This is a genomic window from Nonomuraea sp. B1E8, assembly GCF_039871515.1.
GTDB lineage: Bacteria > Actinomycetota > Actinomycetes > Streptosporangiales > Streptosporangiaceae > Nonomuraea.
Genome location: NZ_JBDPLS010000005.1, coordinates 132,711 through 153,525, shown reverse-complemented (window position 1 = coordinate 153,525; position 20,815 = coordinate 132,711). Strand labels below are relative to the sequence as shown.

The window sequence follows — 20,815 nt, the reverse complement described above, 5'->3', positions numbered from 1 at the left end:
CGCCGGGCACCGCATCGCGACCGTGATGCTCGTCGGCCACTCCTACGGCCCGGAGATCCGCCGAGCTGGGAACCGCGCAAGGCGTACAGGACGCCGCTGCGCCTTTCGGTGGGCATTCAGGCATGGCTTGTGCGCCTATTTCGCTTTTGATGCCCTTTCGGATGGGCTTCGACGAGCATGCCCTGGTCCGTCCTGTTCTTCGCGCCCCTCTCGGTGCGCCGGCATCGAGGGCTCGGCCGTTGCCGGGAGGGCCGCCGCGATGCAGTCGAGGACGCGCTGGAGCCCGTACCGGAACTGGTTCTCGCGGCTCAGGTGTGGCTGGCGCGCCTCCATCACGATCTTGGTGAAGATCGGGTGATCCCCGCTCTTCACCAGCTGGTCGACGTACGGGTGGCTGCGCGCCATCCACTGCGACTCGCTGAGCCCGCTGCGGCGGAGTTCCCTGGCCGTGCTGATCTCCTCGCGAACGGTGCTCTCGATGTAGCCGTTGAGGATGGCCATGAGGCCGAGGTTCTCGTCGATGGAGACGAAGGCGTCGAGCACTCCCATCAGCCGTTCGATCAGGAGTAGTTGGTTGGGGCCGAAGCTGGGGAGTGAGCGCTGCACGGTGGCGATCCACGGGTGCCTCAGCCACATGGCCCGCAGCCCGTCGGCGTAGTGGGTCAGGTCAGCGCGCCAGTCGCCCGAGGGCATGCCTGTGACGTCGATCTCGCCCATCACCCGATCGGCCATGAGCTCGACCAGGTTGTCGCGGCTCGGTACGTAGCGGTAGAGGGACATCGCCCCGGCGCCGATCTCGGCGGCGATCCGCCGCATGGTGGCGGCCTCCAGCCCTTCGGCGTCGGCGATCCGGACGGCCGCCTCGGTGATCTGCGCGCGGCTGTAGACCGGCTTCGGCCCGCGGGCGGGCCGCTCGGGCCGCATCCAGATGCTCGCGTACTCGACGTCGGTCACCGTTCCACCTCCTTGTTGCGTACATAGTACCCAGTGCTTTAGCGTGACGCCGTAACCGCGTACAAAGTACCCAGTGGAGAGATCATGCCTGAACCGATCGTGGTCGCCGAAGGGCTGCACAAGTCCTTCGGCGACACCCACGCCCTGCGAGGTTTGGAGCTGAGCGTCCCGAGAGGAACGGTCTGCGGCCTGCTGGGGTCCAACGGCGCGGGGAAGACGACCGCGGTGCGCATCCTGGCGACCTTGTCCGATCCCGATGCCGGGCACGCCCGCATTGCCGGATACGACGTCGTCCGCGAGGCCGGCAAGGTGCGCGCCAGGATCGGGCTCGCGGGCCAGTACGCCGCCGTGGACGAGAAGCTCACCGGCCGTGGCAACCTGCGCATGTTCGGGCGCCTGTCCCACCTGTCCCGGCGCGGGGCGCACCGGCGGGCCGACGAACTGCTCGAACGCTTCGGCCTGATGGACGCCGCCGATCGGCAGGTCGCCGGCTACTCCGGCGGCATGCGGCGCCGCCTCGACCTGATCGCCAGCCTCATCCTGCGCCCCGAGGTGCTCTTCCTGGACGAGCCGACCACCGGCCTGGACCCGCGCAGCCGCGGCGAGATCTGGGACAACGTCCGCGAGCTGGTGGCGGACGGCACCACCGTGCTGCTCACCACGCAGTACCTGCACGAGGCCGACCAGCTGGCCGACGACATCGCCGTCGTCGACCACGGACAGGTGATCGCCACGGGCACACCCGACGAGCTGAAGGCCGCGATCGGCGACCGCGTCGACGTCGTCCTCGAAGACCCCGCCGCCCTGCGTCCGGCGGCGACCGTGCTGAAAGCCCTGGCCGGAACCGATCCCACGACGACCGGCGCCGACCGGCTCAGCGTCGCCCTGCCGGGCGGCGGCTTCCGGCTCGCCGACGTCGTGCGCGAGCTCGACCGCGCCGGGGTCGCCGCGGCGGACGTGCGGCTGCGCCGCCCCACCTTGGATGAGGTGTTCCTGCGCCTCACCGACCGGAAGGAGCCGGTCTCATGACCCGCACCCGGCCACTGGGCAGCCGCCTGCGCTGGACCCTCACCGACGGGCTGACCCTGGTCGGCCGCGAGCTGGAACGGCTGCGACACGCTCCCGGCGAACTCGTCGCGGCCCTGGTCTTCCCGGCCGTCATGGTGGTGCTGTTCGGGTACGTCTTCGGCAGCGCGATCCGGGTGCCGGACGGTGGCGACTACCGCGAGTACCTCATGCCTGGCCTGTTCGCGATGGTGACCTTCTCCGCGTGGTTGGGTGTCATGACTCGGATGGCCGCCGACGCCTCCCGCGGTGTGATGGACCGGTTCCGCTCCATGCCGATGGCGCGCTTGGCGGTGCCGTTCGGGCAGACGGGCGCCGACCTGCTGACCGGCCTGCTGATGCTGGCCATCATGGTGGGCGCGGGCCTGCTTGTGGGCTGGCAGCCGCACCGCGGCCTGATCCCCACGGCCCAGGCGTTCCTTCTGATGATCGTGCTGCGGTACGCGCTGAGCTGGGTGGGCGTCTATGTGGGCCTGGCGGTGAAGAACGACCAGGTCGCCGACGCGATGGTGCCGCTGGGCCTGCCGTTCACAATGTTGTCGAACGCGTTCGTCCCGACCGACGGCATGCCGGGCTGGCTGCGCTTCCTGGCCGACTGGAACCCGGTGAGCGCGCTCACCGCCGCCTCACGGGAGCTGTTCGGCAACCCGGGCGCCCCGTCCGGAAACGTGGCGTGGCCACTCGCGCATCCGGTGACCGCCGTCCTGCTCTGGTCGGCCGCGCTATTGGCGATCTTCGTGCCGCTGTCGCTGCGCGCCTACATGCGCAGGGGACGCTGAACGCTCCAGCCATCCGCAGGCCGCATGTTCTGCACCGAAACATGCTCCTCCGAAAAGTATCCACCGCGGCCCGCCGTGGTGAACGGCGGTGCGCGGTGAGCACCCGCCGTGACGCGCATCACATCGGCATGCCGATGTGATGCGCGTCACGGCCGGCAGGTCGTCCCCAAACGTCTGAGCCCTTCGTCACTTAGGTGTAACAGCCGACGCAACAAGGAGATCCTCATGGAGAGCCGCTTCAACTACGCCGAGAACCCGGTCGGGGCCAAGGCCGTCAAGCATCTGGTCTCGGCGAGCAAGGTCGCCCTGGACTCATCCGTGCCGGCCGCGACGAGGGAACTGGTGTCGCTCCGCATCAGCCAGATCAACGGTTGCGCGCCCTGCGTGGAAATCCACACCAAAGACCTCGAGCACGCGGGGGAGACCTCGCTGCGGATCAACCTGGTCCCGGTCTGGCGGGAGGCGCCCGTCTACACGGACGCCGAGCGGGCCGCCCTGGCGCTCGCGGAAGAGGGCACCCGGGTCGCCGACGCCGCCGAGGGCGTCAGCGACGAGACGTGGGCCGCGGCGGCCAAGCACTACGACGCGGACCAACTCGCCGCCCTGGTGGCGCTCATCGCCGTGATGAACGCCTTCAACCGCATGAACATCATCACCGCGCAGCCGGCCCCGGGCTCCTACCAGCCAGGCCAGTGGTAGCCGACAGCGGAGAAGGCGACCCGGCCACGGGCTGGAAAGCACCCGTGGATGTCGCGAAGTGGAGATCATCGACAAGGAACGTCACATCGTGCGGATCCATCTCGCTGCCCGGGCCCTCGATCCGATCCGTCGGCTCGGTACGGTGATCGGCGACGATGTCACGCTCAAGCCGTACGCGGATGCGCTCGCGGACTTCGCGCCTCCACCGCAACCTGGCAGGGGCAACGGCCCCACCCCGAGCAGGTCGCTCGGCGGGTCAGGCATCGGTGTCTCCTCGAGACGCGGGGGTTCCGTGCCACCGGAAGGGGTCGTCTTCCAGCGTGGAGCGGTCCCAGTGTCCGCGGTCCGCGGCGGCTTCGTAGGTGGTGTGGAGGAACTCGGCGACCGCGCGGTCGGGGTCGGGCGCGGCGCGGGCGGCCTCGTAGGGCAGCAGGAACTGCTGGAACTCAGTGCTGAAGTACGCCCCTTCGGGGCCGATCGGTTGGTCGGCGAACCCGTCGGGCTCGGGGTAGGCGTAGGAGTAGAAGGCGCCTTCTTCTCCACCGCCGGGCCAGAATCCGCAGCTGGACAGTTCCCGGGAGTAGCCCTCGACCATGACCCAGTCCCCGCAGTTGGGCACTCCGCCGGGATGTGGCGGAGCTGACCGCCCGGAGAAGCGGGTGCAGGCGAGATCCATACCTCCCCAGAAGAAGTGCACCGGACTGACCTTGCCGACGAAGTGCGACCGGAACTCGCCGATCACTCGGTTCGCCTGCAGCAGCTGTCGCCAGAACAGGGCGGCCGCCTCGCCGTCGTAGGAGGCGTGGGTGTGGTCCTCGGCGAAGGGGATCGCCGGCTCGACCTCGTTGGGGTGCGGCCGGATCGGGGCCTTGATCCCGAGTTGGTCGAGCATGTCCAGGATCCGGGTGTAGAACTCGGCGACCGGCATCGGCCGGAGCGGGAGGCTCCGCACGCCGCCGTTGCTGCTGCGGACCTCGAGCTGGTGGCCGACGAAGTCGAACTCGATCTCGAAGGCCCCCGTGCGGTACGGGATGGTCGATGTCGTCAACCCGCGCGGGCTGACGTACAGGGTCACCTGCCACCAGTGGTTGAGCAGCGGAGCGTGGGCCATGCGGATCTTGCCCACGATCTGCGTCCACATGTGCAGGGTCTCGCGGGTGGGGGTCCAGTCCGAGACTCGTAGGCTCGGCCAGCTCGTTGTCGTGGGGCTGGTCATCGGTTCTCACATCCCGTGGTGGTCATGTTCTGCGGGCGGGGTCCTCGGGCCCGGTCGCGGGCGAGCCCGGTGAAGTCGGGCTTCTCGATCATCGATGCGGTCATGGGGGTCCTTCCGGTCCGAGGACGGACATTGACGGGTGGTTCCGGTTACTGGCCTGCGGCCAGCCACCTCAGGACGTCGCGGTTCACCGGATCGGTGATGTCGGTGAACCCGTCGTGCTTCGCGAGGTAGCGAGCTACGGCCGGGCAGATCGGAACGACGCGCTTGCCTTCCTCGCGCGTGTGGTCAGGGCGTGCTCGATGAGCACGGAGCTCAAGCCCTTGCCCTGGAACGCCTCGGTGATCTCGGTGTGGAAGAAGACCCGTTGTGCGTCCCGGTCGCGGAACTCCGTGAAGCCGGCGGGCTCGCCGTCGACCCGGATCAGGTAACGGTTGTCGGCTCGTTCGACGGTGGGGTGTGTCATCTCCGGCTCCGGGGGGTGATCCTCGCGTTGGGCAGGGCGGGCGCGGGCAGGCGTTGTGGCGTGCCGGTGTAGCCGTCGATGCGGCCGAACTGGTCGGACTCGCGTTCCCATGCCTCGCGGAAGGCCACGACCTCATCGTGGCTGCGGGCCACGAAGTTCCACCACATCACGATGTCCTCGTCGAACGGGGCGCCACCGAGCAGCAGCACCCGGGCCGACTGCCCGCCAGGGTTTTCCAGCACCAGGGTCGCTGTGCCGGGCGCGAGGTAGCCGAGGTCGGCCCGGGCGAGGCCGGTGCCGGCGAGCACGACCGCCCCGGTGTCGACGAGGACGCCGTGTTCGTGGGTGGGGTCGACGGCGAGCGTGATGCCGGCCTGCGGTTCGAGAACGATCTCGGCGCCGAGCAGCGGGGTGAAGGCCGGCACGGGAGAGGTCTCGTCCGCGAGGCTGCCCAGGAACACTCGCGCGGTGGCGCCGCCGATGTCGATCGGGGGCGGCGTGTGGTGGTGGAAGGCGCGTGTCGTGTGGCGGTGCGCGTCGGGCAGGGCGATCCACAGCTGCACGCCGTGCAGGGTCGTGGCGCCCCCGGTGGAGACCTCGGAGTGGCAGATGCCGTGCCCGCCGGTCATCAGGTTCAGCTCGCCGGGCCGCACGATCGTGTGCGTGCCGAGGCTGTCGCGGTGCTCGACCTCCCCGGCGAAGAGCCAGGTCGCGGTCTGCAGGCCGGTGTGCGGGTGCGGGGGCACGTCCATACCCCCGCTGCGGCCGACGGTGGCAGGTCCGTAGTGGTCGGCGAAGCACCATGCGCCGATCAGCGATCGCTTGCGCTGCGGCAGCGTGCGCCGGACCGTCATCGCCCGATGGCCACCGAGCGGCACCTCCCGTGCGGACAGGACCTCGACCCCGCCGGTGCCGGGCGCGCCGCCAGGGCAGGTGAGTTCGACCGGGACCGTTTCGGTGTTGCTCATGCGATGCCTCCTCGGGCGGCTTCGTCGGACCTGGCCGAACGGGCTCGAGCGACGGTACGGCCGCGTGGGGAGCGGGGGAAACGCTCGAGCATGGCGCGGACCTCGGCGTCCACCACGCGGCTGTCTTCCCAGGTGTTGATGAACGTCCGGTTGATGGGCTTCTGCTCGGGGAAGACGTCCTGCAGTCCTTGGATCAGGTAGCCGCCGCGCTCTTCCAGGACGGTGGTCAGGATCGTGGGGACGCCGAATGCCTTGGTGGTCTTCGCGAGCCCGACGACGTTGTTGACGACCAGCGTCGGTTCGTGGCTGTTGAGGTTGGCGAACTGGAACGGCTGGTGGTCGATCAGCAGGAGGACGCTCTCCTCCGGAGTCAACAACGCATCGAGCCCAGCCTTCTTGGTGCTCATGGCACATCTCCTTCCGTCGTGACGATCAGGTGAACGGGTACGGGCCGAAGCGCCCCCAGGCCACGGCGCCGGCCGGCACGGTCATCGCGACGGCGGGGCTTCCCTGCGGCGGGGCCGGACGAGCGGGTCGCCGACCCTGGCCGCGGCATGACGATCAACCGTTTTGTTGATGCGTCTACATCTATGCGATTTCCGATGACGTGTCAACATCGCTGGTAGACTCTGCGCATGTTGCGTCCTGGAAGCTGGACGAAGCCGGCGGGCGGGCCGGAGGGCCCGGTAGCAGGCCCCGGTTCGTCGTCGCGGCGGGTGCTCAAGCTGATCCGCCAGCGGCTGCAGGCGGACGTGATGTTGGACGGGATGCTTGGAGCGGACGGTCGCAGGGCGGGGTGATCTCCCGCTGTATGTCCAGAAGACATTGACAAGCCGTATGCGGGAAAACCGCACGTAGGGATTGAAAGGGGGATGGGGAAACCGGGCCGCGAGCGGTACCGGCGCCCCTGACGACCCATGGGTGAGGCGCGCTGGCTCGACGAGCGGGAGGCGCGGGTGTGGCGAGGGGTGATCGGCGTGCTGCAGCGGCTGACCGCGGTGCTGGAGCGTCAGCTGGTCCAGGATGCGGGGCTGTCCGGGGCGGAGTACACCCTGTTGGTGCCGCTGTCGGAGGCTCCGGGCGAGGTGTTGCGGGCGCGTGACCTCGGTCGGATGGTCGGCTGGGAGCGCAGCCGGATCTCCCACCAGGTCACCCGGATGGAGAAGCGCGGCCTGGTCGCCCGTGAGGAGTGCAGCGAGGACGCGCGCGGGTCGATGGTCCGGCTTACCGACGCAGGCCGGACGGCCATCGTCGCCGCCGCTCCCGCACACGTCGCCGCCGTCCGGCGGCACTTCATCGGCGTGCTCACCGACGCCGAGCTCGACGTCATCGGACCCGCGCTCGAACGGGTCCTCGACCGGCTCCCCGACTACGACGGATGACACCGCCTCCTCGACGGGGTCGTGTCCAACCGGCTGGAATGCCGGAGAGCAGTCTGATCGCCCTGCGAACGCCCAGTTCGGCAACGGTACTGGCTGTTCTGGCATCCCACAGGGTCACCGACATCCCGAGGCTGGATCAGGCGGGCTCTGCCGCGCAGGCCAGCTCGCGCACCGGGCGTTTCCCCGTGGTCAGGAACGTCGTCACCGCGGTGTCCGCGCACGTGTTCTTGCCGAGCAGGTAAACACCATGGCCGCCTTGCTCGACGGTCACCATCCGGGCCCGGTCGCCGAGCGCCCGCTGCATCTTCCTGGCGCCGGCCAGCGGTGTCCCCGCGTCGCGGAGGAACTGCACCATGAGGACGTTCGACGGGCCCCGGTCACTGACGCGCACCGGCGCCTCGATGGGGTCGGACGGCCAGAACGCGCACGGTCGGATGTTGGCCGCCGCCGCGCCGAACATCGGGTAACGCTTCCGATCGGCCTCGACGGCGCGCTGGTACGTACGGATCGACCTGGGCCAGCGCGAGTCGCCGCAGACCACGTACTGGTGACCGGACATCAGGTTGTCCGAGTTCAGTACGGGATCATCCGCCGCCCCCGCCGGCGGCGCCTGGCCGGTGCCGACGCTCGCCGACAGCGGCTACGACGGCGCTGGGATCGGGATTCATACACCGATCGAACAGCCGGAAGGCGACCAGATCCTCAGCCCCGACAACCACACCTACGACCGGCTCCTCGCTCCTGCCCGCTGCGCCAGCCGACCGCGGACCTCGTCAGGTGATCTCAAGGTTGGCCATCATGCCCATGTCCTCGTGCTCGGCGTTGTGGCAGTGGAACAGGTAACGGCCGCGGTAACCGTCGAAGCGAGTGATGATCTCCACCGATTCGCCGGGACGCAGGGAGACGGTGTCCTTGAGGCCGGCGTCGTAGGGCAGGGGTGGCCGACCGCTGCGCGAGAGTACGCGGAAGCCGACCAGGTGCAGGTGGACGGGATGGTGGACGTCGGCGATCAGCCGCCACACCTCGACGTCGTCGAGCCTGGCGGTGACGTCGGTGCGGGCGGGGTCGAACGGCAGCCCGCCGATGAGCCAGCCACGCCCGCTGTGCATGTGCCCGGTACGGAAGGCGAAGTCACGCACCCTGACGGCGTCCGACCTGCGCCAGCCCGGCAGGTCGGTGGATAGCGTGCCGGGGACGCGGCTGTCGTCGGCGGCCTTGCGCGCCACGCGGAAGGCCATGACGTCGCTGGTACGTCCAGAGCCCAGCCGGTTGAGCAACCTGACGCGCCCGCCGACCGGGACACTCGAGAAGTCGACGATCAGGTCGTAACGTTCGGCCGGGGCGATCGGCAGCAGCCGGTGCGTGACCGGCGCTGCGAGCAGCCCTTGGTCGGCGCCGATCTGGACGAGGTCCAGCCGCCGCCCGTCGTCGCCGACCGCTTCGAGCTCGTAGTGGCGGGCGTTGGAGGCGTTCAGGACGCGCAGCCGGTAACGGGCGGCGTCCACCTCGTGCACGGGCCACGGGGCGCCGTTCACCAGGATCACGTCGCCGAGCACCCCCGCCAGGTACGGCTCCTGCACGCCAGGCCGTTCCCGCAGGGCGGGGTCGAGAGCAGGATAGGCGAGGCCGCCGTCGGCGGCAAAGGCGCGGTCGGCGATCATAAGGGGCAGCTCACGCGGCCCCGCGGGCAGGCCGAGCGCGTCCTCGGCGTCGTCGCGGACGATGTGCAGCCCGGCCAGGCCACGCCAGATCGCGGGGGCGGTGAAGTCCATCCGGTGGTCGTGGTACCACAGCAGCGTTGGCCGCTGGTCGAGTGGGAAGGTGTAGTCGCGCGTCAGCTCGGTCACGATCGCCCGCGGGTCGTGCATGCCGTGCCCCGAACCGTGCCCCGAACCGTGCACGGCGGGCGGCGCCCAGCCTTGGGGCAGGACGAGGTCAGTGGGGTACCCGTCGGAGGCTGCCGGTGTCCGCCCGCCGTGCAGGTGCACGACCGTCGGCACGGGCAGTTCGTTGCAGTGTGTCACGGTGACCGGGCGGCCGCGGCGCGACTCGATCGTCGGCCCGGGGAAAGTACCCTCGTACGTCCACAGCGGCGTCCTGACACCGGGCAGGATCTCCGCGGTCGCTTCTCGCTGGACGATCTCGTACCGGTCGGCGCCGACCGGCTTCAGCGTGCGCGGGATCGGCAGCGGCACCTGGTACGGAGGCGGCAGCGGCACGGCGCTGCGCAGTTCGGCGCCGGTGACCGGCGGCCGGCGGGCCAGCGCGGCCGAGACGGACAGGTCGGTGGCCGCCACCAGCCCGAGCGCCCCGCCGATGCCCAGCACTCGCCGCCTGCTCAGGCCGCGGCCCTCGTCATGCTCGCACATCGTGGGCCTCCCGCCGCAGGAGGGGCCGCCGCCAGACGGCGATGAACTGCACGACCAGCGCCACGACGGTCATCACGCCCAGCGGGATGTGCAACCACAGCGCGCCTTCCAGCCCGGCGAAGTACTGCGCATTCTCGGCGACCACCACCGCCATCGTGGCCAGGAACGGCCCCGCCCGGCGCAGCCGTACCCAGACCATGATCGCAGCGATGACCTGCAGGTAGCCGATAGATGTAACCACGTCGGCGCCGATCGCGTGCCAGCGCAGGCTGTCGTAGTCGCCGGTCAGGTACACCCCGGCGAACACCGGCTGCCCGGCGATCGTCACGACGTGCGCGCTGACCACCGCACGCAGCGCCCACCCCGTCCATTCCGTCGATGGCGTGGGTTGCTCCATGTCGGCCGCGGTGGCCATGAGGGACCACCCTCCTCACTTCGTTCCCGATTCGAGCACCATCGACGATATGAACTTCGCGTTATCTTGTCTAAGATTAATATTGCTATGATGCTATGTATCGGGAGTCATGATGGACCTGAACATGCTCAGGCAGTTCGTGGTGGTGGCCCGGCTGGAGCACCTCAGCCGCGCGGCCGAGGAGCTTCGCGTCGCCCAGCCGTCGCTGAGCCGTACCATCGGCCGGTTGGAGAGCGAGTTGGGTGCCCCACTGTTCGACCGCGCCGACCGGCTGCGGCTGAACACCACGGGCAGGCTCTTCCTGGGGTACGTCGAGCGCTCGCTCGGTGAGCTCGACGGGGGCCGGCGGGCCGTCGCCGAGGCCGTCAGCGACGGGGTGGGCAGTGTGCGGCTGGCCTCGGAGACGTTCCTCACCCTTGCCGGGCCGCTGGCCGCCTTCAAGCGCGATCACCCCGGCGTCGAGTTCGGGCTGCACTGGATGGCGGCCGAGGAGATGTCCCGCCACCTGCGGGCCCAGGACGTCGACCTGTGCGTCGCCTCGCGGCCGATCCACGCCGAAGGCCTGGCGTCCGCGCGGCTGTTCGACGAGGCCGTGGGAGTGGGCACGCCACTCGATCACCCGTTGGCGAGCCGCGACCGCGTGAGCATCTGCGAGCTCGCCGGCCAGCCCTTCGTTACCGCCCGCAAGGGGCACTGGATCCGCCGGCTGCTCGATAGCCTCTTCGCCGCACGCGGCCTCACCCCGAGAATCGTCTGCGAGAGCGACGAGCCCAGCGCCATCGCGGAGCTGATCAGCGCGGGGCTCGGCATCGGGCTCGTCCCCGCGTTCGCCCGCCGCGTCGCCGTGCGCACCGCCGGCGCCTGGATCGCCGTCGACGAGCCCGACTGCCGCCGCACGGTCACCCTGTACTGGGGCGCCGACAGCCACCTGTCGACCGCGGCCCGCCTGATGCGCGCCACGATCACCGGCTGGGAGTGGAATGCCGACGAGCCGCAGGGGCTCAGGACCGGTCGTCCGTGACGCGCTCATCGGGTGGTCCGCTCCGAAGCGCGAAGGCAGGGCTCGTGGCGCACATGTCCGCGGCCAGGCAGCCGAATTCGGGATCGTCCGGGTAGCGGGATGCGTCCGCTCGGAACAGGCCGACCCTGTACGGCGCGCTCACGCGTGTCGCTGCCCCGAGATGCTGCCGGCCGGGCCGCCCTCGTGTGCGAGCGCGCACGGCCGGCTTGGGAGGCACTTCTGGCGCTGCCCAAGGTGGCACACGCTGAAGTTCTGGAAGTCCGACCGGTGGGGCCGCTCAGCGGGACACGGGCCATTCTGTACGCCGGAGCGCGAGGCGCACACCGGTTCGGTGAGTACCGGCGCATGGTCGCCGGTATCTCGGACCGCATGCTGACCGTACGGCGGCGGGAGCTGGAGGCACACAAGCTGATCCGCCGCGACGTAGTGCCTTCCATGCCCGTGCAGGTGCTCTACCATCTCACCGAACGCGGTCGCTTCCTCATCGAGGCCGTGCACGGGGTTGCCCACCTGGGCGGCGCGCGAGAGCCGGTGAGCCGCGGCCTCCAGCGGACTGCACAAGACGATCAGGCGATCGTCGGGACGGAGCAAGGGCCAATGCCTGTGGATCGGTTCCGGTGTTGCTGAGTCAGTGCAGTTGTCCGGTCTGGGGCAGGCGATCGAAGATGATCTGATCGACTGGGACAGGAACCCGACGGCCTGCCGGGCCGCGTGGGCCGGCGGCCCACCCGCAGTGCTCAAGGCTTGATCGCGAGGCCACCGTAGGCCCAGGCGTGGCCGCCGGGAATCTGTTCCTGATATTCGACCGGGTCCGGCCGCCACGTCACCACCTCGACGAGGCCCGGGTCCACCAGGTCCCAGCCCTCGAAGAAGCGCAGCGTCTCGTCGTGGGTGCGCGGCACCATGGGAGCGGAGCTGTTGTCGTACGGCTTGGTGGCCTCCTCGCGGCTCAGGTGGTCGGCGAAGTCGAGCGTGATGTGCGACAGCAGCAGGTGGCTGCCGCTGGGCACCGCGGCCTTGAGCTGCTCGACCACCCCGTACGGGTTCTCCTCGTCGGTGATGAAGTGCAGGACTCCGGCCAGGATGACGGCCACGGGACGGGTGAAGTCGAGCACGCCCTGGACCGCGGGATCGGACAGGATCTTCTCCGGCTGCCGCAGGTCTGCCTCGATCATTGCGGTCGAACCTGCCGGGTCACCGGTCAGCAGGGCGCGGCCGTGCACCAGAACGATCGGGTCGTTGTCCACATAAGCCACACGGGCCTCAGGTACGGCCTGTTGGGCGATCGTGTGGGTGGGGTCCTGGGTCGGGATCCCGGTGCCGATGTCCAGAAACTGGGTGATGCCCGCCTCGGCCGCCAGATACCGCACGGCCCGGCCCACGAAGGCACGATGGGCGCGCACGCCCTCACGCGTGCCCGGCGACATCTCGATGAGCGCCTCGGCGGCCTTACGGTCGGAGGCGAAGTTGTCCTTGCCGCCCAGTAAGTAGTCATATATCCGAGCGGGATGAGGTATGTGAGGATTGATCTTCGTAGCCGGGACGTCGGTGTACGCGGGGTCCAGCGGGTCCGTCTCTCTGTCGCTGTGCATCATCTTCTCCTCCTGGTGGATCGGCTATGACCGCCGGGCCTTACGGGGCCGGGACGGGCCTCGCCGAGGACTTGCCTGCGTGCTTCTCACCGTGCTTTCAGGTGCTTCCTCGCCGCGAGATCGAGCGTCAGCGCGCGGCCGGCGTGCGGTCACGCCCGCGCCGGGTGACGTTCGTACGCAAGCGGTGACCGGAGGCGCCGGGCCAGGCTCGCGTGCTCAGGTCCGGATCTGCGAGGGCGACGGCCGCCGAGCCCCCGCGCCGGCCGTGCTCCAGTGGTCGCTCCGGCTATCGCCCGCCCCCTTTTTTCGAGCCCGGATATGAACTGTCTTTCTACGGCCAAAACCCGTGTCATGTCCATACATTCGGGGACTCTCGCTGGACAAAGGGTTCACGAGCGGCCCTGGAGTTCCCGTCACTCCTGATTGACGCGCTCCCCGGCCATCAGGACCCCGGAGAACGCCATCCTGGGAGACGTCGCGGACGCCGGCGACCAACTGCTCCACGCCCTGCGGGCCCGGCCCACCGACGAACGGGTCTGGGATGCCCTCCGCCACGCCCTGGGCACGCTAGTCGACCGATACGCCGCAGATCCCGAGCGGGGCCGACAAATGGCGAAGCTAGTCAGCAGTGCCCCGGCGCTGGCGGCCCCACACCACGAGAAGAACGCCCGCTGGTACGCGCTCCTCCGGCCGGAACTGGCGCGCCGGCTGGGCTCCGATCCCACCGACGCGCTGGATCCACGCCCCTTCGCGCTGATCGCCGCCGCCCTCGGATGCGTAGACGCCGCCATCACCGCCTGGGCCGCCAGCGCCCCTGAGACACCTGTCGAAGCCATCCTCCAGCGCGCCATGGACGCCGTCGGCGCCTGAACGGGCGACGCTCGTGGTCGCCTTCACCGTGCCGCCCGGGCCCACGTGAGCATTCGAAAGTCCGCGGATAGCTCGTTATGACGGACTTATGACACCTTGCTCTCACGCTAGAGGTCGCAACTGTTCAGGGGCACACGAAGGAGGGATCATGATTCGTCAGCTCGTCAAAATAGGCCTCGCGACTGTGGCGGCGGGGGCGGTTCTGGCCGGGGCGACTCATCCAGCCCAGGCCAAACCCTACGACAAGCAGACCTGCGCCACGCAGGCGCATAGAAACACCTGCACGACGAAGGGACGGCCCGTTGAGGCTCACCGCAGTGCGCGATGGGTGCTAATCAGCTGGGGAGAGACCTTCGGGAAACTCGTAAAGATCGACATTCTCAATGCCCGCACAAACCGCGTTGTGGCAACCATTCAGACAAGGCAGCCCTCGTCCCGAAATTTCGTTGTCGTGGGGAACGGCGAATTCTACATCAACGTCCTTCACAAGAATGACTTCGGGTATCCAATCGTGGCTGGGATCGCCAACTATACCCGGCGGTAGTACTACAGGTAATAACGATGACCACCACTCCGCCATCAACTTGGCGGGGGTGGTGGTCGGGGGACGAACCGGCGTTCAGTGGGGCTATCTGCCGCACGACCTGCCGCCCAGGAGCGCGGCGTACTACTACTTAGCCAAGCGGCGCGATGACGGCACCGACAAGACGATCCACGACCTGCTGCGCTGGCATCTGCGGGAGAAGAAGAAACGATCAGCCGACCCGAGCCTGGTCGTGCTGGACGCACAGAGCGTCCACGTCGCGGCCGGGGTCCCCGCCTCCACCACCGGAAAAGACGCGGCCAAGCGCGTACCGGGGAGGAAACGCGGCCTGGCGGTGGACGTGCTGGGCCTGGTCATCGCCGTGGTCATGCTGGCCGCCTCGGCCCACGACAACACCGCCGTGATCGCCCTGCTGGACCGGGTCGCCGCCACCACCTGCCGCCATTCAAAATGTCCATGAATGACGTCCAGTGTTATGCCGTATCGGATGCCGATGAGCACCCGCCGAGCAATCATCGGCGGGGTGATATCCCTACATAGGCTGACGACAATCGATATGAGCCGCGGGCGATCACGCGAACGCTAATCGCGGATCCGGGTCGGAGCGGTCGCTGAGTCACGGATCACCAGTTCGGGTTCGGGGTCGGTGATGACACCGCCTGCGCTTGGCCGCCCCGCGATCAGGTCGTATAGCGCCTCGACGCCGGCCCGGCCGAGTTGGTACATGGGCATCCGGACTGCGGTGACGGCCGGGCGCAGGTGTCGCATCAGGTCGACGTCGTGGATGCCGACCACTGACAGCTGGTCGGGGATGGCGATGCCGAGGTCGCGTGCGGCGGCCAGGACCCCGACGGCGCTCATGATGTTGTTGACGACGATGGCGGTCGGCGCGGTTGCCGCCTGCATGGCCTGCCGGAGCCCGTCGGCGCCGGCCTGCTCACCGAACCCGGTGGCCAGGTGCGGAGCCGGTGTCAGGCCGGCGGCGTCCATCGCCTGCTGGTAGCCCAGGTAGCGCTGCTGGGAAAGGTATCCCGAACCCCCGACGAAGACGACGTGGCGGTGGCTGAGGTTGACCAGGAACCGCGTCGCGATCTCGCCCGCCCGGCGATCGTCTACGTCGATCCAGGGATGGTCCAGTGCATGTTCCAGGATGAGGATCGGCTTGGGGTGGGAGCGGAGTTCAGCCATCACGTCGTCGTCCAGCAGCCCTTCGCCGCGGATCAAGATACCGTCGACCGTGCCCTGGCTGAGCAGCCGGGTCAGGAACTGGCTGCCGGAGCGCATCGTCTCGGCATCGCCCAGCAGGACCGTCGCGCCGTGCTCCGCCGCCGCCTCGTAGACCCCATGCCGCAGCGGTCCGTAGACCGGGTTGTCGATCTTGTTGAGGATCATCGCGATCATGTCGGTTTGGTTGAGCCGCAGCGAGCGCGCCGTCTGGTTCGGCTGGTAGCCCAATTGCTGCATCGCCTGGAGCACCCGGGTGCGGGTGGATTCCTTCATCCGGGTGTGGCTCGTGCCGTTGACCACCGCCGACACCACGGCGAGTGACACCCCAGCCGCCCGTGCGACGTCACGTTGCGTTGCCATGGTGAAAGCCTCCTCGGTTCTTGACGTAACGTCTCACCATCCCTATTTTGAATTAACGTTACGTCAACAAGGAGTATATATGACATCGACACGTCGCACCGTCCTCCTGCGGTCCTCCTGGGCGACGGTGAACATCGGCGACGTGGCTCACTCCCCTGGCGTGGTGCGGGCGTTTCAGCGGTTCGCCCCCGAGGTCGAGGTCATCCTCTGGCCGGTGCGGCTGGAGGAGCGCGAACGATCCATGCTGCGGCACGCGTTTCCCGACGTGCGCGTCGTCGATGGCACTCTCGGCGCGGACGGGCCGAGCACCCCGGAGCTGGCCGCCGCCATCGACGGCGCGGACGTCCTGATGCACGGATCGGGCGCCGACGCCTTCCAGAGCACCGAGATCGATTGGTGGCGCGAGCACGTGGGCCGCCCGTATGGGTACTTCGGGATCACCGTGGATCCGCTGTGCCCACCGACCATGGCGACGCTGCCGGAGCTGGCACAGATGGTCGATCTGCTCCCACCGTCCTATCTCGAGGACGACGTCAAGGACCGTTTCGACAGCGCCGACTTCGTGTACTGCCGCGAAACGCTGACCCTGGCCACCCTGCGCGGCCAGAAGATAACCGGGCCCGACCTCGCCTTCGGGCCGGATGGCACGTTCGCGTTCGACCACACTGACGCCGTCGCCGCCGCTCGCCTGCTGGAGGGTTTCGGCCTGCAGCCCGGTCGGTTCGCCTGCTTCGTTCCGCGGCTGCGCTACGCCCCCTATGCGAAGATCTACGGCACGGAACCGACCCGCGAGCAGATGCGGCGCGACGCGGTCAACCGGGCCACCGTGACGCACGACCTGGCGGTGCTGGCGGCGGCGATCGAGACCTGGGTACGCGTCAGCGGCCTGCCGGCCGTCGTGGTGCCCGAGATGAGCTATGCCGTCGAGCTCGCTCACGAGCAGCTTCCCAGCCTGCTCAGTCCACAGACGCTCGCTCAGGTCCGGCTCCTGGACCGGTACTGGCCGCTGGAGGAGGCGACCGGGGTCTACGCCGTCTCGTCGCTGGTGGTCAGCATGGAGTGTCATTCGCCGATCCTGGCCGCACGACATGCGATCCCGACCGTCTACCTTCGGCAGCCGACCGAGACCACGAAATCTCAGATGTTCGCCGACCTCGGCGCCCCAGACCTGGTGATCGAGCTCGACCATCGTGCCGCGGCGACGGTCGTCACGGCGGTCACCGACATCGCCACCGACCCGGCTCCCGCGGTCGCCCGGAGCAGGAGGGTCGCGGCCAATGCCGACGACCGGCTGCGGGCGGCGGTGGAAGCCTGCGTAGCAGGCCGGCCCATATCGGCGGGGACCGGCGATGCGTAGCCTGCGCGACCGCTGGCGGCGCGACCGGGTCCTGCTGCTGCTGGCGCTTCCCGGGGTCACGGTGCTGCTGCTGTTCCACTATCTGCCGCTCGGCGGGAACGTCATCGCGTTCCAGGACTTCCAGCCGTTCCTCGGGATCTGGCACAGCCCGTACGTCGGGCTGGACAACTTCGAGCCGGTGCTCACCGGCGACCCGGTGTTCCTCAACGCACTCGTCAACACGCTGATCATCACGCTGATCCAGGTGGTCTTCGTGTTCCCGCTGCCGATCTGCCTCGCGTTGATCCTGAACGCGACCATCAGTGAACGGCTCAAACGCCTCGCCCAGTCGATCCTCTACATGCCGCACTTCCTGTCCTGGGTCATCGTGGTCGCCCTGTTCCAGCAGATGTTCGGCAACGGCGGGATGCTCAACGCCTGGCTGCGCTCGGCCGACCTGTCAACGTTCACCATCGTCGGCGTACCCGAGCTGTTCAAACTCATGATCACATCACAGGTGATCTGGAAGGACACCGGCTGGTCGACGATCATCTTCCTCGCCGCACTGTCCAGAGTGGATCCGGCTCAGATGGAGGCCGCGGTGATGGACGGCGCCTCGGCGGTTCGCCGCCTGTGGCACGTGACCCTGCCCGCCATCCGCCCGGTGATCGTCCTGCTGCTGATTCTGCGGCTCGGTGACTCGCTGTCCGTCGGGTTCGAGCAGATCATCCTGCAGCAGGCACAGGTCGGTGCCGGTGCCAGTGAAGTACTCGACACCTATGTCTACAACCACGGGATCGTCGGCGGCGACTGGGGCACCGCGGCCGCGGTGGGGCTGATCAAAGGCATGGTCGGTGTCGCGCTCGTGCTCGGTGCCAACCGGCTGGCCCACGCCCTGGGCGAGCAGGGGGTGTACGCCAAATGACGAGCCGATCTGTGCCGACCGGGGTGTCCGTGGCGCGCCACGCCGCGCGCACAAGGCCACGCTCGGGCCGCAGCCGGCGTCCGGTCTGGATGGGCGAGCCCAGCAAGCTGGGGGTCGGTGCGCGAGGACTCGTGCTCGGCCTGGGCTGCCTGGCGGTCTTGGTGCCGTTCTGGGCGGTGCTCGTGACCAGCATCGCCTCCCCGGAGGAGGTCAACAGGGCGGGCGGCTTCGTGCTGTGGACGAACGAACCGACGCTGGACTCCTACCGGGCCGTCCTGTCCGGCGGAATCGTCACCCGTGCGCTGCTGGTGAGCGCCGGCATCACCGCGGCCGGCACGGCACTCAGCCTCGTCGCCACGATCGCTCTGGCGTACGCGCTGTCACGGCCGGGTTCGTTGCTGCAGAAGCCGATCCTGCTGATGACGGTGTTCACCCTGCTGTTCAACCCGGGCATCATCCCGATGTACCTGACGGTCAAACAGCTCGGCCTGCTGGACAGCTACCTGGCACTGATCCTGCCGGTGCTGGTGAACGCGTTCAACGTCATCGTCATGCGCGCGTTCTTCCAGGAAATCCCCCGCGAGCTGCGGGAAAGCGCCTATATGGACGGTGCCGGGGAGATGCGCATCCTGCTGCGGATCGTCCTGCCACTGTCGAAGGCGGTCGTCGCCGTGATCGGGCTGTTCTACGCGGTGGCGTACTGGAACGCCTTCTTCTCCGCGATGTTGTACCTCCAGTCGTCGGAGAAGTGGCCGCTGCAACTGGTGCTGCGCACCTACGTCGTCAACAACACCCCGATCGGGTCCGACCAGCTCAGCTCGAACCTGGAGAACCTGCCACCACAAATCTCCGTCCAGATGGCGATTCTTGTCATCTCCGTCCTGCCCATCCTGTTCGTCTACCCCTTCATTCAGAAGCACTTCGCCAAGGGACTCATGGTCGGCGCCGTCAAGGGCTGACCGATCGTCCACGCCATGTGGAAAGGGAACGTCATGGCACCCACCTTCAGCCGCCGCCGCGTCCTGGCACTCGGCGCGGCAACGGGGCTGGCCCCGCTGCTCGGGGCCTGCGGCGACGGCAGCCCGAGTTCGCCGAACAGCTCGACCGGGTCGGTCAAGCTGCCCACCTACAAGCCCGTCACCGCGGCCACGCCCGACCTGGCCGCCGAGCCGGCCGGGGTGTCGCCGGGATACTTCACCTACCCGGGCGCCTCCAGCGCCGCATCACAACCGGTGCAGGGCGAAGCCGTCACGGCACTGACGTACACCTACGACCCGATCGCCCCCGCGCTCGGCTCGAACCCCTACTGGCAGAACCTCAACAGCAAACTCGGCACCGAACTGAAGATCACGTACGTCGCCTCGACTGACTACAAGAGCAAGGTCGCCACGACCATTGCCGGTGGCGATCTGCCCGACATGGTGGCTATCCAGGGCGTTGTCCAGCAGATGCCGGCCATGCTGAAGGCGACATTCACCGACCTCACCGAGTACCTGTCCGGGGACGCGGTCCTCGCCTACCCGAACCTCGCCGCCCTGCCCACCGATGCCTGGCGCAGCACCGTCTACGACCAGCGGATCTGGGGCATCCCCGTGCCGCGGGCACGGATCGGCACCGTGCTGTACACCCGGGCCGACCTGCTGGCCAAGGCAGGACTCAGCCTCCAGCCCGATTCATGGGCCGAGTTCAAGGAGATGGCGGTCGCGCTGACCGACGAGCGGGCCGGTCGGTGGGCGTTCGGACAGATCCCGTTCAACACGATCCTTGAGATGAACGGGATCACCGGCAACTGGCCCGGCGGCGCCGGCGTCTGGCAGGCCGAAGGTGGCGTCTTCACCCACTCCGGGACGACACCGCAGTTCATGCAGGCCCTCGAGGACACCGTCGAGCTGGTGAAGTCGGGGGTGGTGCATCCCGACCACGCGGGCGCGCCCAACACGAAGCGCAACGGGTGGATGCTGGCCGGCACGACCTCGTTCACCATCGGCGGGTACGCCGGGTGGGGCAAGTTCTACGGCCAGGCGAAAGACGTGCCCGGCTTCCGCCTGACCGGCATGCTCTCGCCCACCCGCGACGGCACAGGGACGCAGGTACGCACGCCCGGCCCGACCCTGTCCAGTTTCACCGCTGTAGCCAAGACCGACAACGCCGACCGGATCAAGCAGATCCTCAAGGTCCTCGACTGGTTGTGCTCACCCTTCGGCAGCAGCGAGTACCTGGCCCTCCGGTACGGCGTCGAGGGCCAGACGTTCACCCGCGACGGCTCCGACCCGACCCTCACCGAGAGCGGGCGCAGCCAGGTGTTCCTGCCGGTGCGGTACCTCGCCGAAGCATCGCCCGTCATCTACGAGCCGGGCAACCGCCAGGCCGTACAGGACCAGCACGACCACCAGGTCGCCGGCGTCCCGCTTGCCGTCGCGGACCCGACCCTCGGGCTGTACTCGGAGACCGCCGCCAGCAAGGCTGCCAGCGAGCAGCAGGAACTGGACTCGGTGCTGCTGGAGATCCAGCTGGGGAACAAGCCCGTCTCGGCGTGGCAGCCGGCCGTCAAGAAGTTCATGGACCGGGTGGGCAACAAGATCAAGGCCGAGTACGAGGAGCAGGCGGGTGGTTGACGTGGACTCAGC

Annotated in this window: 24 protein-coding genes; 14 read left to right on the top strand and 10 right to left on the bottom strand. The window is 68.7% G+C overall.

The window, feature by feature from the left end:
- Nucleotides 1–135 precede the first annotated feature (135 nt).
- Nucleotides 136–954 carry a TetR/AcrR family transcriptional regulator gene (locus ABGA98_RS18715; RefSeq protein WP_347619600.1) on the bottom strand — a complete coding sequence of 273 codons (819 nt, stop codon included), beginning with the start codon at nucleotides 952–954 and terminating at the stop codon, nucleotides 136–138.
- Nucleotides 955–1,038: 84 nt separating this feature from the next.
- On the opposite strand from ABGA98_RS18715, the gene ABGA98_RS18710 reads away from it, so the two are divergent.
- From ABGA98_RS18710 to ABGA98_RS18700, 3 genes are all read left to right on the top strand, one after another.
- Nucleotides 1,039–1,983, top strand: a complete 945-nt coding sequence (locus tag ABGA98_RS18710) for an ATP-binding cassette domain-containing protein (protein ID WP_347619599.1) — start codon at nucleotides 1,039–1,041, stop codon at nucleotides 1,981–1,983.
- Nucleotides 1,980–2,798, top strand: coding sequence for an ABC transporter permease (locus tag ABGA98_RS18705; protein WP_347619598.1), 819 nt, complete (start codon nucleotides 1,980–1,982; stop codon nucleotides 2,796–2,798). Before ABGA98_RS18710 ends, ABGA98_RS18705 begins: the two co-directional genes overlap by 4 nt.
- 225 nt (nucleotides 2,799–3,023) lie before the next feature.
- Nucleotides 3,024–3,497 carry a carboxymuconolactone decarboxylase family protein gene (locus ABGA98_RS18700; RefSeq protein ID WP_347619597.1) on the top strand — a complete coding sequence of 158 codons (474 nt, stop codon included), beginning with the start codon at nucleotides 3,024–3,026 and terminating at the stop codon, nucleotides 3,495–3,497.
- A 256-nt stretch (nucleotides 3,498–3,753) separates the two neighbouring features.
- On the opposite strand, the gene ABGA98_RS18695 is transcribed toward ABGA98_RS18700, so the two are convergent.
- The 4 genes from ABGA98_RS18695 to ABGA98_RS18680 form a co-directional block, all read right to left on the bottom strand.
- The gene (locus ABGA98_RS18695; RefSeq protein WP_347619596.1) at nucleotides 3,754–4,713 is read right to left on the bottom strand and encodes a DUF5996 family protein; all 960 of its coding nucleotides are present in this window, start codon (nucleotides 4,711–4,713) and stop codon (nucleotides 3,754–3,756) included.
- 238 nt (nucleotides 4,714–4,951) lie between these two features.
- Nucleotides 4,952–5,179, bottom strand: coding sequence for a GNAT family N-acetyltransferase (locus ABGA98_RS18690; RefSeq protein WP_347619595.1), 228 nt, complete (start codon nucleotides 5,177–5,179; stop codon nucleotides 4,952–4,954).
- Complete coding sequence (locus tag ABGA98_RS18685; RefSeq protein WP_347619594.1) at nucleotides 5,176–6,147, bottom strand: pirin family protein; 972 nt, start codon at nucleotides 6,145–6,147, stop codon at nucleotides 5,176–5,178. Before ABGA98_RS18685 ends, ABGA98_RS18690 begins: the two co-directional genes overlap by 4 nt.
- Nucleotides 6,144–6,554 (bottom strand): hypothetical protein, encoded by a 411-nt coding sequence (locus ABGA98_RS18680; RefSeq protein ID WP_347619593.1) that lies wholly within the window; start codon nucleotides 6,552–6,554, stop codon nucleotides 6,144–6,146. The genes ABGA98_RS18685 and ABGA98_RS18680 overlap by 4 nt, the downstream gene beginning before the upstream one ends.
- A gap of 228 nt (nucleotides 6,555–6,782) precedes the next feature.
- Between ABGA98_RS18680 and ABGA98_RS18675 the strand changes: the two genes are divergently transcribed.
- A complete protein-coding gene (locus ABGA98_RS18675; RefSeq protein ID WP_347619592.1) occupies nucleotides 6,783–6,947 on the top strand; it encodes a hypothetical protein in 165 nt (54 codons plus the stop codon).
- A 117-nt stretch (nucleotides 6,948–7,064) separates the two neighbouring features.
- Nucleotides 7,065–7,529, top strand: a complete 465-nt coding sequence (locus tag ABGA98_RS18670; RefSeq protein ID WP_347619591.1) for a MarR family transcriptional regulator — start codon at nucleotides 7,065–7,067, stop codon at nucleotides 7,527–7,529.
- A gap of 136 nt (nucleotides 7,530–7,665) precedes the next feature.
- On the opposite strand, the gene ABGA98_RS18665 is transcribed toward ABGA98_RS18670, so the two are convergent.
- The 3 genes from ABGA98_RS18665 to ABGA98_RS18655 all read right to left on the bottom strand — a co-directional run bounded on the left by ABGA98_RS18665 (nucleotide 7,666) and on the right by ABGA98_RS18655 (nucleotide 10,313).
- Nucleotides 7,666–8,088: an alpha/beta hydrolase gene (locus ABGA98_RS18665; RefSeq protein ID WP_347619590.1), complete on the bottom strand. Its 423-nt coding sequence runs from the start codon at nucleotides 8,086–8,088 to the stop codon at nucleotides 7,666–7,668.
- Nucleotides 8,089–8,302: 214 nt separating this feature from the next.
- Nucleotides 8,303–9,898, bottom strand: coding sequence for a multicopper oxidase family protein (locus ABGA98_RS18660; RefSeq protein ID WP_347619589.1), 1,596 nt, complete (start codon nucleotides 9,896–9,898; stop codon nucleotides 8,303–8,305).
- Nucleotides 9,885–10,313, bottom strand: coding sequence for a hypothetical protein (locus ABGA98_RS18655; RefSeq protein WP_347619588.1), 429 nt, complete (start codon nucleotides 10,311–10,313; stop codon nucleotides 9,885–9,887). Before ABGA98_RS18655 ends, ABGA98_RS18660 begins: the two co-directional genes overlap by 14 nt.
- A gap of 109 nt (nucleotides 10,314–10,422) precedes the next feature.
- Between ABGA98_RS18655 and ABGA98_RS18650 the strand changes: the two genes are divergently transcribed.
- Nucleotides 10,423–11,334 (top strand): LysR family transcriptional regulator, encoded by a 912-nt coding sequence (locus tag ABGA98_RS18650; protein ID WP_347619587.1) that lies wholly within the window; start codon nucleotides 10,423–10,425, stop codon nucleotides 11,332–11,334.
- Between the two features lie 99 nt (nucleotides 11,335–11,433).
- Nucleotides 11,434–11,961 carry a winged helix-turn-helix transcriptional regulator gene (locus ABGA98_RS18645; RefSeq protein ID WP_347619586.1) on the top strand — a complete coding sequence of 176 codons (528 nt, stop codon included), beginning with the start codon at nucleotides 11,434–11,436 and terminating at the stop codon, nucleotides 11,959–11,961.
- Nucleotides 11,962–12,071: 110 nt separating this feature from the next.
- Here ABGA98_RS18645 and ABGA98_RS18640 read toward each other — a convergent pair whose 3' ends face one another.
- Complete coding sequence (locus ABGA98_RS18640; RefSeq protein WP_347619585.1) at nucleotides 12,072–12,926, bottom strand: SAM-dependent methyltransferase; 855 nt, start codon at nucleotides 12,924–12,926, stop codon at nucleotides 12,072–12,074.
- A 423-nt stretch (nucleotides 12,927–13,349) separates the two neighbouring features.
- Between ABGA98_RS18640 and ABGA98_RS18635 the strand changes: the two genes are divergently transcribed.
- From ABGA98_RS18635 to ABGA98_RS18625, 3 genes are all read left to right on the top strand, one after another.
- Nucleotides 13,350–13,796 carry a hypothetical protein gene (locus tag ABGA98_RS18635; protein WP_347619584.1) on the top strand — a complete coding sequence of 149 codons (447 nt, stop codon included), beginning with the start codon at nucleotides 13,350–13,352 and terminating at the stop codon, nucleotides 13,794–13,796.
- Nucleotides 13,797–13,944: 148 nt separating this feature from the next.
- Entirely contained in the window at nucleotides 13,945–14,340 is a 396-nt protein-coding gene (locus ABGA98_RS18630) for a hypothetical protein (RefSeq protein ID WP_347619583.1), read from the top strand.
- A gap of 52 nt (nucleotides 14,341–14,392) precedes the next feature.
- Complete coding sequence (locus ABGA98_RS18625) at nucleotides 14,393–14,800, top strand: transposase (RefSeq protein ID WP_347619582.1); 408 nt, start codon at nucleotides 14,393–14,395, stop codon at nucleotides 14,798–14,800.
- Between the two features lie 122 nt (nucleotides 14,801–14,922).
- Here ABGA98_RS18625 and ABGA98_RS18620 read toward each other — a convergent pair whose 3' ends face one another.
- The gene (locus ABGA98_RS18620; RefSeq protein ID WP_347619581.1) at nucleotides 14,923–15,927 is read right to left on the bottom strand and encodes a LacI family DNA-binding transcriptional regulator; all 1,005 of its coding nucleotides are present in this window, start codon (nucleotides 15,925–15,927) and stop codon (nucleotides 14,923–14,925) included.
- Nucleotides 15,928–16,006: 79 nt separating this feature from the next.
- On the opposite strand from ABGA98_RS18620, the gene ABGA98_RS18615 reads away from it, so the two are divergent.
- From ABGA98_RS18615 to ABGA98_RS18600, 4 genes are read left to right on the top strand one after another with little or no spacing between them, the layout of a single operon-like run.
- Nucleotides 16,007–17,284 carry a polysaccharide pyruvyl transferase family protein gene (locus ABGA98_RS18615; protein WP_347619580.1) on the top strand — a complete coding sequence of 426 codons (1,278 nt, stop codon included), beginning with the start codon at nucleotides 16,007–16,009 and terminating at the stop codon, nucleotides 17,282–17,284.
- Entirely contained in the window at nucleotides 17,277–18,188 is a 912-nt protein-coding gene (locus ABGA98_RS18610; protein ID WP_347619579.1) for an ABC transporter permease subunit, read from the top strand. Before ABGA98_RS18615 ends, ABGA98_RS18610 begins: the two co-directional genes overlap by 8 nt.
- A complete protein-coding gene (locus tag ABGA98_RS18605) occupies nucleotides 18,185–19,147 on the top strand; it encodes a carbohydrate ABC transporter permease (RefSeq protein WP_347619578.1) in 963 nt (320 codons plus the stop codon). Before ABGA98_RS18610 ends, ABGA98_RS18605 begins: the two co-directional genes overlap by 4 nt.
- Nucleotides 19,148–19,180: 33 nt before the next feature.
- A complete protein-coding gene (locus ABGA98_RS18600) occupies nucleotides 19,181–20,803 on the top strand; it encodes an extracellular solute-binding protein (protein WP_347619577.1) in 1,623 nt (540 codons plus the stop codon).
- The last annotated feature ends 12 nt before the right edge of the window (nucleotides 20,804–20,815 follow it).

Bases quoted from the DNA above. Each gene is read 5' to 3' on its own strand.
- ABGA98_RS18705 (WP_347619598.1), top strand. From the start codon at position 1,980: ATGACCCGCACCCGGCCACTGGGCAGCCGCCTGCGCTGGACCCTCACC.
- ABGA98_RS18690 (WP_347619595.1), bottom strand. From the start codon at position 5,179: ATGACACACCCCACCGTCGAACGAGCCGACAACCGTTACCTGATCCGG.
- ABGA98_RS18600 (WP_347619577.1), top strand. From the start codon at position 19,181: ATGGCACCCACCTTCAGCCGCCGCCGCGTCCTGGCACTCGGCGCGGCA.
- ABGA98_RS18670 (WP_347619591.1), top strand. From the start codon at position 7,065: ATGGGTGAGGCGCGCTGGCTCGACGAGCGGGAGGCGCGGGTGTGGCGA.
- ABGA98_RS18645 (WP_347619586.1), top strand. From the start codon at position 11,434: ATGCGTCCGCTCGGAACAGGCCGACCCTGTACGGCGCGCTCACGCGTG.
- ABGA98_RS18655 (WP_347619588.1), bottom strand. From the start codon at position 10,313: ATGGCCACCGCGGCCGACATGGAGCAACCCACGCCATCGACGGAATGG.
- ABGA98_RS18700 (WP_347619597.1), top strand. From the start codon at position 3,024: ATGGAGAGCCGCTTCAACTACGCCGAGAACCCGGTCGGGGCCAAGGCC.
- ABGA98_RS18660 (WP_347619589.1), bottom strand. From the start codon at position 9,898: ATGTGCGAGCATGACGAGGGCCGCGGCCTGAGCAGGCGGCGAGTGCTG.
- ABGA98_RS18665 (WP_347619590.1), bottom strand. From the start codon at position 8,088: ATGTCCGGTCACCAGTACGTGGTCTGCGGCGACTCGCGCTGGCCCAGG.
- ABGA98_RS18640 (WP_347619585.1), bottom strand. From the start codon at position 12,926: ATGCACAGCGACAGAGAGACGGACCCGCTGGACCCCGCGTACACCGAC.
- ABGA98_RS18685 (WP_347619594.1), bottom strand. From the start codon at position 6,147: ATGAGCAACACCGAAACGGTCCCGGTCGAACTCACCTGCCCTGGCGGC.
- ABGA98_RS18650 (WP_347619587.1), top strand. From the start codon at position 10,423: ATGATGGACCTGAACATGCTCAGGCAGTTCGTGGTGGTGGCCCGGCTG.
- ABGA98_RS18605 (WP_347619578.1), top strand. From the start codon at position 18,185: ATGACGAGCCGATCTGTGCCGACCGGGGTGTCCGTGGCGCGCCACGCC.
- ABGA98_RS18710 (WP_347619599.1), top strand. From the start codon at position 1,039: ATGCCTGAACCGATCGTGGTCGCCGAAGGGCTGCACAAGTCCTTCGGC.
- ABGA98_RS18620 (WP_347619581.1), bottom strand. From the start codon at position 15,927: ATGGCAACGCAACGTGACGTCGCACGGGCGGCTGGGGTGTCACTCGCC.
- ABGA98_RS18695 (WP_347619596.1), bottom strand. From the start codon at position 4,713: ATGACCAGCCCCACGACAACGAGCTGGCCGAGCCTACGAGTCTCGGAC.
- ABGA98_RS18675 (WP_347619592.1), top strand. From the start codon at position 6,783: ATGTTGCGTCCTGGAAGCTGGACGAAGCCGGCGGGCGGGCCGGAGGGC.
- ABGA98_RS18630 (WP_347619583.1), top strand. From the start codon at position 13,945: ATGATTCGTCAGCTCGTCAAAATAGGCCTCGCGACTGTGGCGGCGGGG.
- ABGA98_RS18680 (WP_347619593.1), bottom strand. From the start codon at position 6,554: ATGAGCACCAAGAAGGCTGGGCTCGATGCGTTGTTGACTCCGGAGGAG.
- ABGA98_RS18610 (WP_347619579.1), top strand. From the start codon at position 17,277: ATGCGTAGCCTGCGCGACCGCTGGCGGCGCGACCGGGTCCTGCTGCTG.
- ABGA98_RS18615 (WP_347619580.1), top strand. From the start codon at position 16,007: ATGACATCGACACGTCGCACCGTCCTCCTGCGGTCCTCCTGGGCGACG.